Raw genomic sequence first — 11,584 nt, forward strand, 5'->3', positions numbered from 1 at the left:
CGTCAGGGCGTCGCTCGACTGGGCCCCGTGGGGGCGCCTCGTCACCGGGTACGGCATGCCGGTGACGCCGTTGGCGCCACGTCTGGCATGTGCATCCCCCTGAGCGCTGACTCCGTTGCCCTGTGCCTTCCCTCTGCGGGAGATTCATACACCCCACCCCAAGGCCGCCGCGGGCGGTGCTGGATGTCCCGCATGGGAGAGCAGTGGGGGACCGTCGTGGCAGCCCTGATCGGCGTGGGCGGCGTCTTCGGTGGCATCTTCCTAGGGCGAAGGCAGGTCACCGACCAGGCGGCCGTGGAGCACGGCCAGTGGCTCCGCGGGCAGCGCCGGGAGGCCTGATTCCACGGGCCGCCTCAACCTCCAGTCGTACCAGCGCGCTCAGCAGTCCAACCCCACCGGCTCATACGCCAGCTACGGCGAGGTGCTGCGCATCTTCTCGCGCCGCTGGGACTCCAAGCAGATGGTCGACTGGTACGGACCCACGTCGTACGACGTGAACGGTGACCCGGCCACAGCGGACGCCGCCTGGTTCTGGATGGGCGCCCACTACGAGGCGAACGACCACGCGTCGGTGCACGACCACTGGTCGGTGGAGGTGCCGGAGACCGCTAAGAACCTTCAGACCCGGTTTGAATTCCGGATCTGGGACCCCACCACCGGCGTCTTCGGCATGGACCGCACCATCGCCAAGTTCAACGCCGCGGACGTCGTCGTGGCGCAGGACAACGGCGCCCTGTACATGGCCGCCGCCGCGGGCACCGCCAAGAACCTGTACTTCACGGATGACGTGCTCGTGGTGAGCGGCGCGAGCGTCACCGGCAAGCGCTGGGGCCTGCAGGCCGACTCCACCGCCGAGTCCGGCTCCAACGTCGGCACCGACTTCCGGGTCAACCGCTACAGCGACAGCGGCGTGTTCGTCGACAGCCCAGTCTTCGTGAAGCGGTCCACCGGCGTCGTCGGCATCGGCAACATCACGAACCCCGCGGCCCGCCTGGTCGGCTACGAGTTCCCGCAGCCCCTCTACGTCGGCCAAGTCGACGGCATCTGGGACAGGGCGAACGGCTTCGCTCGGCACACGAGCTGGTAAGGAGACCCGAACATGCGTCTGTACCCAGCTCAGTTCAACGGCGCGTCGATCGCGGGCAACGGCAGCATCACCGGCAGCCTGGCCGTCGCGGGTGCGCTCTCGGCGAGGACACCCCCGCCAACCACGGTCTCGTGGCGTGGGCGCTTGACCCCACTCACGACGTCAACTCACGGTTCTCAGCTCCGGGATCATCTACCTTTCCGCCGTATACGTTTCCGCAGCGGCGAACGTGACCAAGCTCTACGTTCACTTCAACGCGGCGGCCTCAGGCGTGACGGCCGGCCAGAACTTCATGGGCCTGTACGACTCGACCGGCGCGCGCCTGGCGACCGTGAACGTGGACGCGCTCATCACGTCCACCAGGCTGATCACCGCGTCGCCTCCACGCCGCTCACCGCCAACGGCATGTACTGGGTCGCCCAAGTCTACAACGCGACCACCCCTCCCAGCGTGGCGCGTGGCGCTGGCACCACCGGCATTGCGGCAGTTACGAAGGCCTGACCGCTGCCACCTTCCGTTACGCGCAGAACGGCACCGGTCAGACGTCGCTGCCCGCGTCCATCACCACGTCGAGCAACACGGCAACCGCGTTCGGCGGACCGTGTGCGGCGATCGGCTGACAACTGACCGGGCGGATCTGACGAGTTGATCACGGTGAGCTGCTACTCCAAACGACCCATCGCCCTGCTGGTGCGAGCGGTAATCGCTCGCCGCCGCAAGGGCGTTGACGTACCGTCTGGCCATGGATGACGCCCTTTCCGTTCAGAACCTTCTCGCCGGGGCGAGAAGGTTTGCTCATCTCGCCATGGCCGCTCACGACCGGTCCGACCAAGAACTGTTCGCGCTACATGGCGGAGTGGCGGTCGAGCGGCTCGCCAAGGCGGCGCTGGCAGCCAAGAACCCCGCACTTCTCCTGGAGATGAGGGGAAAGGTCGACGCCCTCTTCCACCTCACCGGTGTCAAGCCCAGCGAGACCCGAATACACACGGTCGGAGCCAAGGACGCCATTGCGCGCCTACGGGCGCTCGATGTCCTGGACCCTGATCCGAAGCTCGACGACCTCATTGAGCTACGAAACGGCGTCGCCCACGCCACGCACAGCGAAGGCGACTCAGAGCTGCTGCTCGCTCTTGTGCGCACGGTCGAGGCGCTGCTCACCTCACTCGGCCAGGACCCCGACGCTTTTTGGGAACGCTGGCTGGAAACGATTCGTATCGCCATCGATGAGGCGCGCACCGAGCTGGAGCGCGAGGTGCGCATTCGCATCCAGAAGGCGCGCAACGTCTTCGAGGACCGCTTCGATGGCCTGCCGACCGACGCCGTGACAAAGTTTCAAGCGACGCAACTCGACTCATTCGCCGTCGCCTCGACGACGGAGAAAGATATCTTCGTGGTTGAGGGCGTATCGACGTGCCCGGCGTGCGACGGTCGCGCGAACGTGACCATGCGGAATCTGAAACTGCGAAGCGGGCGCACAAGCTTTGTGGCCAGTGAGTTGAGTTGCCCGATGTGTCGGATGACTCTCGCAGGGCTCGATGAGTTCGCAGCGGCGGGATTGAACCTGGGGCAGGTCAACAACCAAGTTGTGGTCGCGCTCGTAACAAACGGCACTAATCGCCTCCCTATCTCGAAGGCAACGGATCTTCACCTGAAGGACACGCAGCCGGGGTGAGGTGACAAATGGGCGGTTCGACGGCGCAACCTCTAGCTGTCGCCGTTGTTCCAGTCGTCACCCAGCACCCAGCGCAGCGCCGACAGTTCGCCGAGGAGGTAGGCGACGTTCCACGTTTCGTGCTCATCGCCAGGGATGACGAAGCCTTGCTCGTCGGCGTACATGGCTTCCACCTGGCGCATGGCGTCCTTGACCATCTTCTCGGTCTTATCGTCCAGTGGCTTCCGTCTTCCGATCTCGACGTTGTGGAAGAGAACTTCCTTGCGGTAGTACCAAAGCTTGGTCGTGCGGTATTCCTCTGCCGCAAGGATCTCCGCCTCGGTGCGGGGCCGGGCGTCGACGTACCTGGCGATAAAGGCGTCTCGCCCCTCAAGCAGCTTGGCGAGCTGCGGGCGTTCCCAGTGCTTCACCCGGAACGGCGGGCGGTTGTTCTCCTCGTACTTTTTGATGAAGTCCTTGCAGGGGTTGGACAGGTAGCTGCTGGCGATGACGAGGGCGACGTTCGCCCGCTCCGCGGTCGCCCAGGCGAGCAGACCGGTGATCTTGTCCGGCGGGACGCCCTTCGTGCACTTCTTGCAGTCCACGAACCAACGCTCCACGTGCACCGAGCCGTCAACGTCCGTGATGTGCCGCTCGGCCACGATGTCCCGTCCGCCGTCCGACGGGCTCGCGTTCAGGCCGGTGCCCTTGCGCCAGTCGACGTTCACGAACCCGAGTTCCTGCATGAGCTCGAAGCAGAACTCCTCGAAGGCGGTGTCCGTCATGTCGTCGTACGGCATGTATGCGTCATCTGCCACGCGATTAGGGTAGCGACCGCCACTGACACCGCGCCCTTCTCGATCGCCAACACCGTTGAGGACACGAGTGGTGGCAGAGCCTGACCCCGTCTTGCTCTGTCGAAGCGGACGGGGTCAGGATGCTCACGAGTGGTCAGGCCTGAGCCGTCGAAACGCAGTTGCCACACGGCTTCCACTTCGGCGGCACCTCACCGTCCAGCGGGAAGGTCAGCAGTTCGCCGCCGCGGTATCCCCGGCGAAACCACTCGCAGTCGATACCGCGGTGGTAGAAGTCGCTCGTCTCCGTGGTGACGAACTCAGGGTCGAACTCCCAGGAGCCGGGGCGAGCGTAGCGGCCGTACTGCTCACGAACACCTGCCCCGATGCTGCCGTCCGGCCGTCCGCTGCGCGTGTGGGTGTCGACGCCGCATGCCTCAGCGAACTCGTAGACGTTGAAGTTCGGGTCGTGGTAGCCCAGGACCTGCGCGGTCACCAACATCACGTTGGTGCGAACGACGTCCGTCTCCTGGTCGGTGAGAACGCGGTCGCCAGCGCGGGTGTCGGTGTCGCGGTTGTGACCCGCACGGTCGCGACGATAGGGCGCGTCGGACCAGTGGTGATTGCTGATCTCGCGGGCGAAGTCGCGCGCGATCAAGCACGTCAGCCACCTGCTTCCCGAGCCGGTGAGCGAGTACATCCGCTACGAGCACGCCGCCACCGGCGTCAACGTCGCGGCGGGCGAGCGGGTACGGTGGCTGCCCCGTCGCCGCGCGTCCGTCGACGACCGCCTGATCCGCTGGCACCACTTCAGCGGAGACGGGGTGTGGGCCGGCCAGGAGTTCTCGGAGGATCCGGCGGCGGTCAAGCTGTGCGCGGACGCCTTCGAGGGAGCCTGGGCCCGCGCCACCGACCACGACCGGTACAAGCTCCGCTAAGAGCAAGGATTGTTGGCCAGTTGATGTCCGTCTCCCCGTCCTCCTCCGCCCAGGCCGCGCGCGAGGCCGTCGCCCGACGCCTGCGTGACCTCCGGAAGGAGGCGGGGCTGACGGTCAAGGAGCTGGCGGCGGCGTGCGGCTGGCACCACGCCAAGACCTCCAGGGTGGAGAACGCGCTCACCGCGCCGTCGGCGCGGGACATCCGCGCCTGGTGCGAGGCGACCGGGGCGGCCGGCCAAGCCCAGGACCTGATCACCCTCTCGCTCAACGCCGAGTCGATGTACCGGGAGTGGCGCCACCAGGTCCGCAACGGGCTGCGGCACCTCCAGGACAGCGCGGCGGCGTTCTACCGGGAGACGGAGCTCTTCCGCCTCTACTCCTCGACGGTCGTGCCGGGCTTCCTCCAGACCGAGGGGTACGCGGCGGCCGTCCTGCGCACCGCCGCGCGCTTCCGCGACCTGCCGGAGGACGACAGCCTCGACGCGGCGCGGGCCAGGGTGGAGCGCTCCCGCGTCATCTACGAGCCGGGGCACCGCGTGGTCGTCGTGCTGGAGGAGCACGTGCTCCGCTGCCAGATGGCGGACGAGGACGCGATGGCCGCGCAGCTCGGCTACCTCCTCACCGTCGGGGCGCTGCCCGCGGTGTCGCTCGGGATCATCCCCACGGCGACGAGGGAGCGCACCCAGTGGCCGGAGGAGACGTTCCACGTCTACGACGACAAGCTCGCGTCGGTGGAGCTGGTGTCCGCGGAGGTGAAGGTGACCCAGCCCAGTGAGGTGGCGCTCTACGTCAAGACGTTCGAGCTGTTGCGGTCCATGGCGGTGTACGGGGCGGAGGCGCGGGAGCTCATCCTCAAGGCGATCGAGGCGCTGCGGTAGGCGAAAGGTGTGGACACGCTTACGCGTGAGGAAAGCTCGCCGAGAGATACGTGAGAGGGGCGACCGTCGGGTGCACGGTGATATGGGTTGATCGCGAATTAGATCTTCCAAAATTCAAAATGAGTTTTCCGAGAGGTGTCCTGGCACCACGGCGCCCTATAAGCGAGAGGTCAGGGCCATCGCCACACTCATCATCTCCACGCTCACTCGCCTCACCATCTCGCTCATCGTCGCCTCACCACGCTCGCCTCGGTCGACCGAGAGCAGCGAGTGAAGCGTGAGCCTCACACACGCTCGTCTCACTCTCGCTGAGCGTGTGAGTGCGTGCCCCAGGTGGCACGCCCGCCCTGTACCCACACGCTCACCAGGGTGGCCGGCCACCCTGGCGGCGCGCGTCTCTCGGGGCAAAGAGAAGCGGCGTGACGCGCTGTTCCGCGTCACGCCGCTCTGGGGGTGGCTGCTACTTCTTGGTGCGCTTCGCGGCGATCTTGTCGCGCACTCGGTAGACGAGCTCGTTCGTGTTCTCGGTGCGGCGACGCTGGAACGTCAGCTTGGTTTCCCGTCGAAGCAGTAGCGACGAGCCTGCTTGAAGACGCGCTCAACCGCCTCGGGGCTGCTGAGGGTCACGATCTGCCACGCGTTCTTGTCCTTCTGCCACGCCTCGAACGCGTTCTCCACGGAGGTGGCGACCTCCTGGGGGACGGTGCTGGTGCCCGCCTCGTACCGCTGAGGGGTCAGCAGGGCGGTGAGGTCGTCCGCGACGGGCGCGGCGGGCGTCTCAGGGGGTGGCGTCGGCCTTGGCCGGCGTGGCGGTACGGGGCTTGCGGGTCGCGGTCTTGGTGGTCTCGGTCGTGGCCTCTTCCTTCGCTTCCGGTTCCGCTGGCGGTCACCGTCTGATGACTTTCTGTAGTTGAATGTTACGGTGAGTGAGCAGTCGTGTCCGCATCAATCCGTGTTACACGGAAATTGGTGGACCTGGGGGCTCGGGAGCCGTGAAACCTGCGGTGATACCCAAGGCGAGTATCGAGACTGGCCCAGGAGGAGACCTGGCGTTCCGTCAGTGCGGCAAAGCGCCTGGTAGAGACGCCTCTTGGGCTCTCCTGGTGCCTAGACGCTGAGCGCTGGATAGAACTCCTGGTAGTCCCAGACCCGCCGCAGACACTCCTCCGAGTAGGAGTCCAGGCCGCGGTCGTCGCCCTCCGCGAGATACGCGACGAGCGCGTCGCCGAGCAGGAACGCGTCGTGCAGGGCGAGGTTCATGCCCTTCGCGGCGATGGGCGCGACGAGGTGCGCCGCGTCACCGGCCAGGAAGAGCCGCCCGAAGGTCATCGGCTCGACGACGCAGTCGTGCATGTCCAGCACACGCTTCTCGATCAGCGGCCCTTCCGTCAGCGGCGGGACGCCCGTCGCTCCGAGACGCTGCTGCAGCTCCGTCCAGACGCGGTCCCGCGACCAGTTCTCCGGATCGTCGCCGGGCGGGCACTGCAGGTAGTAGCGGGTGACCTCGGGGCCGCGCCCCATGTGCCCGGCGAAGCCGCGCGGATGGACGCCGAACAGCACACAGTCGCAGGACGGCGGCGCCTCGGCGAGCAGCGCCGGCCGGCCGATGCCGTAGTCGTGCCCGCCACGCGGGCCCGTCCGGGCGGCAGCGCTGCCCGGGTCGCACCGCGCCCCGTCGCACCCGGCGACGAAGTCGCAGCGGATCAGCTGCCGTCGGCCCGTTTCCGGGCAGGTGTACGACACCGAGGGCCGGTCCGTCGCCAGGTCGTGCAGCTGGACGTCCCGTACGCCGTACCGGATGTCACCGCCCCGCACGTCGGCGTACTCGTGCACCAGATCCGTGACCAGCAGCTGCTGCGGGTAGACGAAATGGTGACGTCCCGTCAACTCTCCGTACGGGAACCGGTACCGCTCCCCGCCGAAGCGGAACTCGCACGCGGTGTGCAGCTGCGCCCGCTCCAGCAGGTTCCCGGCCAGGCCCCGCTGCCGGAGCCCGTCCACCACCCACTCCTCGACGACCCCGGCCCGGGGCCGCCGCTCGATGAACTCCCGCGTCCCGGTCTCCAGGACCACACAGCCGACCGAGGCGGCACGCAGGATGCTCCCGACGGTGAGTCCCGCGGGACCGGCGCCCACGACGACGTACCGGACTGCGTTGCTGCTCCCGGGAGTTGGGGTGGGGGGAGACGGACGTCACCGGGTCATTATGTGGTCGCTAACGCAGTCGGGGAATCTCGATCGCAGGGCAACGGTCCATGACCATCTCCAGCCCGGCCGCGCGGGTGCGGTCGTAGGCCGCCTCGTCGATGACGTCGAGCTGGAACCACACCGCCTTGGCCCCCTTCGCGACCGCCTCGTCCGCGATCGCGCCGGCGAGGTCGCTGTTGACGAACACGTCGACGACGTCCACGTCGAAGGGGATGTCCGCGAGGGAGGCGTAGCCCCGCTCCCCGTGGACCGTCTCCGCCTTGGGGTGGACCGGCACGATGCGCTTGCCGAAGAGCTGCAGCACCTCGGCGACTCCGTGCGCCGCGCGACGCCGGTTCGACGACAGGCCCACGATCGCCCAGGTGTCGCCCAGCCCGGTGAGGATCTTGCGGATCGTCGCCTCGTCGCCGTACATCGTCGGTCTCCTCCGGCTGGGGAACGTGTGTCGTGGAACTGTGGACATGAGGCACAACAGTGGAATGCACGGGGTGATTCCGCTCCCGGTCCTCCGGGCCGACCCGTCCCATCCCATCCCATCCCGTTCCGTTCCGTCCCGTCCCGTCCCCGTTCCCGTGTCCGGAATGCGCGCCGTACGCCTGCGTACGGCCGCCCGTGCGCCTACGCTCACCCCGTGCTTCGCATCATCGACGCCCGAACGGGTGAGCCCGTCGACGCAGCCCCCGTCCGCCGGGGTCTGACCCGTGTCGAGGCGCATGCGCCCGGCTTCGACACCGGCGCCCTGCGCGTGCTGCTCGTCGCCGACCTGCTCGTCCGCGCTCTGGAGCTCGGCGGTACGCCCGTCTGGGCGCTGCTGACCGTCGAACGCGAGCAGGCGGAGCTGCGGGCCGGTGCCGCGGCCCTCGGCATCCGGCCCTTCGAGGACAGCCGGGACGTCGGCCCGGGGCTGGGCGAGGCACAGGTGCTCCACGTGGTGGCCGAGGGCGGACACGCTCCCGACGGAGTCCGGATCGCCGTTTCGCCCGTCGAATCGGCGACTGCCGGACCTCCGGCCGACACCGACCCCTCCGTCCTGCGCCTGGCCCTGCTCGCCTGCCCGCGCGGCGTGCCCGTACGGCTGGACGCGCCAGCCCTGGCCGACGCGCACGACACCCTCGTACGCTGGCGCCGTGCCGTCGCCGACTGGGCGCACCGGCCCTCGCGGCCGATCCCCGACGAGGTGCGCGGCCGGCTCCGTACCGCCTGGGAGGACGACCTGAACGTGCCCGAGGTGCTCGACGTCCTGCGCCGGGTGGAGGACGCCGGAGCGGACCTGCCGGACGGTGCCCGGTTCGAGACCTACGCCTACGCGGACCGGCTCCTCGGCCTCGACCTCACCCGCGACCTGGGATCCCCGTCATGACCGCACGCTCCGAATCGGCACCGCTTCGCCGCCTGGTCGTGCTGCGGCACGCCAAGTCCGCATGGCCGGACGGCGTCCCCGACCACGAACGGCCGCTCGCCCCGCGTGGCCGACGGGACGCGCCCGCCGCGGGGCGCGCCCTCGCCGAGGCCGACTGCCTGCCGGACCTCGCCCTGTGCTCGACCGCCGTACGCGCGCGGGAGACCTGGGAACTGGTCTCCGCCGAGTGGGGCACTCCGCCGCCCGTACGCCACGACGTCCGGCTCTACGGCGCCGGCGTGCCGCAGCTGCTGCGGGTGGTGCACGAGACTCCTGCGGAGGTCGAGACGCTGCTGCTGGTCGGGCACAACCCCGGTCTGGAGGACCTGGTCCTCGAACTCGCCGGCGACGCCCTCGACGACGCGCTGGACGAGGTCCGCCTGAAGTTCCCGACCTCGGCGATCGCGGTGCTGGCCTGGCACGGCCACACATGGCGGGCCCTCGCCCCGGGCCGCGCCCTGCTCACCTCGATGGCCGTGCCGCGGGGACGGAAGAAGGGATAGCCGAAGACCTCCGGCCGCGGCCTTCGCAGCCCGGTGCGCATGGACACCTCACGTTGCCATGCCGTGAAGCCGGTCGGTCGTTGAGAGCCGGGGCCCTCGAACAGCCCTGGCCGGGCCGGGAGAGAATCCCGGCATGGTGATGGCACGGCACTGGTACTCCTCGTCACCCGTCGTGGACGGGCATCCGCTCTTGGATGAGCCCGGCTTCTGGCCCGCGCACCTGGCCTGCCTGTCCGAGGGCTTCCCGCCAGAGGCCTTCGGTTCGGACGCGGGCGACGCGGACGCCATGCTGGACAAGCTCCAGGACCCAGCGGCATGGCCGGTGTTCACACTGCCTCTGACCGGCGGCTTCACGATCGTCGTGCATTACAACAGCGGCGAGGAGTCCACCACCACGGACTACTTCCTCACGCACCACGAATGGAGCCGGGATCTCGTGCTGGCCAGCGACGATCAGGACCGTATCGGGCCTGGGCTGTGCTGGCCCGAGCTCGCCGCCCTGGTGGAGGCACCGGCGGACGCCGTCGGGGTCACCGACCCTCATGCCCGGCTCCTTCTCCTCCTTCCCGTCCTGGGCGACACCGCAGTCCCGGACGAAGCTGTGACAGCCGTGGTCCGGGCCCTGGTCACCCAGGGTGCTCCCGGGGCGAGCGAGCCGTTGGCCAGGCTCTTGCTCCAGGGGCACCCCATGTGGGGCGCCCAGGACTGGTGGTTCGACACGGATGAACGGAGCTGGATCTGCGAAGGCGATCACAGCCCACGCAAGATTCCCTTGGGCGACCACTTGCCCGAACGGCAGCGAACTGCTCTCGAGGCGTGCCTGACTCCCAAATGACCGACCCGGGCTGCGCGCGGGACAGCAGTGTCGGGAACACCGGCCAGAGGCATCGCCGCCCCGTACTCGAAGATCACGAGGAGCATCCGCCCCATCGGAACGCCCTCGACCAAGGATTAGGCTGGCCGGATGCAGGACGAGTACCGCACAGTCGCCCATGCGGGCGTGCACGAGACCGAGGTCAACCGCTCGCGCTTCCTGTGCGCCCTCGCCCCGGTGGCCACCGAGCAGGAGGCCCAGGACTTCGTCGCGGCCGTCCGCAAGGAGCACGCCGACGCCACCCACAACTGCTGGGCCTACGTCATCGGCGCCGACGCCGCGATCCAGAAGGCGAGCGACGACGGCGAACCGGGCGGCACCGCCGGCGTCCCCATGCTGCAGATGCTGCTGCGCCGCGACATGCGGTACGTCGTCGCCGTCGTCACCCGCTACTTCGGCGGGGTCAAGCTCGGCGCGGGCGGGCTCATCAGGGCGTACGGCGGCGCGGTCGGCGAGGCCCTGGACGCCCTGGGCACGATCACCCGGCGGCGGTTCCGGCTGGCCACGGTGACCGTCGACCACCAGCGCGCCGGAAAGTTGCAGAACGATCTGCGCTCGACCGGCCGTGAGGTGCGCGACGTCCGCTACGGCGAGGCGGTCACCATCGAGATCGGACTGCCCGACGCCGACGTGGACGCCTTCCGGGCGTGGCTCGCCCACGTCACCGCGGGGAACGCCGGGTTCCAACTGGGCGGTGAAGCCTACGGGGATGCCTGACAACCCGACCGGAAGGGGCATAACGGGCGTTCATGGGGCGTGTCATGACGGGGCGATACGGGAGTAACCGCCCGTGCTGTCAGACCCGGCCGTTAGTCTCGGGGATCATGAGACTGCTGCACACATTTTCGGGGCGGTGCTTACCATGAGGTCCGCCGTTTCTGCAAAGGTGCAGGTCAGGGAGGTGTCGTTCCGTTAATGAGGGGCTCGTTGGTGGTGCCGGTGCTGGCTCGGTGCTGACCTGTGGGCACCCCTCGTCATCCCTGGTGACCTGTCCCGTGCTGGTTCCGTGCTGGGCGGAGTGAGGTTCGAGTTCTAGGCGACGGGGTGTGTGAGGTCTGACAGCCACGCTATTCGCAGTCGTCGGATGGGCTTGGCGAGGCGGTCGCCGATGGATCGGCTTCCATTTGCCTGCGCCGCAATGCCCGCACCACGATATTTTTCTCCGGCGAGCGGAGCTGTGAGTGCCGTTTTGATCGGCGTCGATCGTGCTGAACACGATGCGCCAGTCGATGCGTTGGCGAGCTTGGTGAGG

16 protein-coding genes are annotated in these 11,584 nt (G+C 68.4%); 9 read left to right on the forward strand and 7 right to left on the reverse strand.

The genetic code is table 11. The features are described from left to right. Positions 1–183 precede the first annotated feature (183 nt). On the forward strand, positions 184–339 hold the full coding sequence (locus tag ABZO29_RS38095) for a hypothetical protein (RefSeq protein ID WP_367324743.1): 156 nt from the start codon (positions 184–186) through the stop codon (positions 337–339). Between the two features lie 82 nt (positions 340–421). After that, positions 422–1,087, forward strand: coding sequence for a hypothetical protein (locus tag ABZO29_RS38100; protein ID WP_367324744.1), 666 nt, complete (start codon positions 422–424; stop codon positions 1,085–1,087). Between the two features lie 29 nt (positions 1,088–1,116). Here ABZO29_RS38100 and ABZO29_RS38105 read toward each other — a convergent pair whose 3' ends face one another. Next, the gene (locus ABZO29_RS38105; protein ID WP_367324745.1) at positions 1,117–1,245 is read right to left on the reverse strand and encodes a hypothetical protein; all 129 of its coding nucleotides are present in this window, start codon (positions 1,243–1,245) and stop codon (positions 1,117–1,119) included. Positions 1,246–1,333: 88 nt separating this feature from the next. Beyond that, positions 1,334–1,459, reverse strand: a complete 126-nt coding sequence (locus ABZO29_RS38110; RefSeq protein WP_367324746.1) for a hypothetical protein — start codon at positions 1,457–1,459, stop codon at positions 1,334–1,336. Between the two features lie 370 nt (positions 1,460–1,829). On the opposite strand from ABZO29_RS38110, the gene ABZO29_RS38115 reads away from it, so the two are divergent. Next, positions 1,830–2,759, forward strand: coding sequence for a hypothetical protein (locus tag ABZO29_RS38115; RefSeq protein WP_367324747.1), 930 nt, complete (start codon positions 1,830–1,832; stop codon positions 2,757–2,759). A 32-nt stretch (positions 2,760–2,791) separates the two neighbouring features. Here the strand turns inward: ABZO29_RS38115 and ABZO29_RS38120 are convergent, their stop codons facing one another. Beyond that, positions 2,792–3,556, reverse strand: coding sequence for a restriction endonuclease (locus ABZO29_RS38120; RefSeq protein ID WP_367324748.1), 765 nt, complete (start codon positions 3,554–3,556; stop codon positions 2,792–2,794). Positions 3,557–3,689: 133 nt separating this feature from the next. Beyond that, complete coding sequence (locus ABZO29_RS38125) at positions 3,690–4,190, reverse strand: hypothetical protein (protein ID WP_367324749.1); 501 nt, start codon at positions 4,188–4,190, stop codon at positions 3,690–3,692. Here ABZO29_RS38125 and ABZO29_RS38130 point away from each other — a divergent pair. After that, positions 4,156–4,470: a DUF6879 family protein gene (locus tag ABZO29_RS38130; RefSeq protein ID WP_367324750.1), complete on the forward strand. Its 315-nt coding sequence runs from the start codon at positions 4,156–4,158 to the stop codon at positions 4,468–4,470. The genes ABZO29_RS38125 and ABZO29_RS38130 overlap by 35 nt on opposite strands. A 23-nt stretch (positions 4,471–4,493) precedes the next feature. Next, positions 4,494–5,348 (forward strand): Scr1 family TA system antitoxin-like transcriptional regulator, encoded by an 855-nt coding sequence (locus ABZO29_RS38135; protein ID WP_367324751.1) that lies wholly within the window; start codon positions 4,494–4,496, stop codon positions 5,346–5,348. 546 nt (positions 5,349–5,894) lie between these two features. Here ABZO29_RS38135 and ABZO29_RS38140 read toward each other — a convergent pair. From ABZO29_RS38140 to ABZO29_RS38150, 3 genes are all read right to left on the reverse strand, one after another. Beyond that, on the reverse strand, positions 5,895–6,026 hold the full coding sequence (locus ABZO29_RS38140; protein ID WP_367324752.1) for a hypothetical protein: 132 nt from the start codon (positions 6,024–6,026) through the stop codon (positions 5,895–5,897). A 429-nt stretch (positions 6,027–6,455) separates the two neighbouring features. Next, entirely contained in the window at positions 6,456–7,484 is a 1,029-nt protein-coding gene (locus tag ABZO29_RS38145; protein WP_367324753.1) for a 4-hydroxybenzoate 3-monooxygenase, read from the reverse strand. A 79-nt stretch (positions 7,485–7,563) separates the two neighbouring features. Beyond that, positions 7,564–7,971 carry a CoA-binding protein gene (locus ABZO29_RS38150; RefSeq protein ID WP_367324754.1) on the reverse strand — a complete coding sequence of 136 codons (408 nt, stop codon included), beginning with the start codon at positions 7,969–7,971 and terminating at the stop codon, positions 7,564–7,566. A 216-nt stretch (positions 7,972–8,187) separates the two neighbouring features. Between ABZO29_RS38150 and ABZO29_RS38155 the strand changes: the two genes are divergently transcribed. The 4 genes from ABZO29_RS38155 to ABZO29_RS38170 all read left to right on the forward strand — a co-directional run bounded on the left by ABZO29_RS38155 (position 8,188) and on the right by ABZO29_RS38170 (position 11,049). Continuing rightward, the gene (locus ABZO29_RS38155; protein WP_367324755.1) at positions 8,188–8,916 is read left to right on the forward strand and encodes a hypothetical protein; all 729 of its coding nucleotides are present in this window, start codon (positions 8,188–8,190) and stop codon (positions 8,914–8,916) included. Further along, entirely contained in the window at positions 8,913–9,458 is a 546-nt protein-coding gene (locus ABZO29_RS38160) for a histidine phosphatase family protein (RefSeq protein ID WP_367324756.1), read from the forward strand. Before ABZO29_RS38155 ends, ABZO29_RS38160 begins: the two co-directional genes overlap by 4 nt. Positions 9,459–9,591: 133 nt before the next feature. After that, the gene (locus tag ABZO29_RS38165) at positions 9,592–10,293 is read left to right on the forward strand and encodes a hypothetical protein (protein ID WP_367324757.1); all 702 of its coding nucleotides are present in this window, start codon (positions 9,592–9,594) and stop codon (positions 10,291–10,293) included. A 129-nt stretch (positions 10,294–10,422) separates the two neighbouring features. Beyond that, on the forward strand, positions 10,423–11,049 hold the full coding sequence (locus ABZO29_RS38170) for a YigZ family protein (protein ID WP_367324758.1): 627 nt from the start codon (positions 10,423–10,425) through the stop codon (positions 11,047–11,049). The last annotated feature ends 535 nt before the right edge of the window (positions 11,050–11,584 follow it).

This window comes from Streptomyces sp. HUAS ZL42, from assembly GCF_040782645.1.
GTDB lineage: Bacteria > Actinomycetota > Actinomycetes > Streptomycetales > Streptomycetaceae > Streptomyces.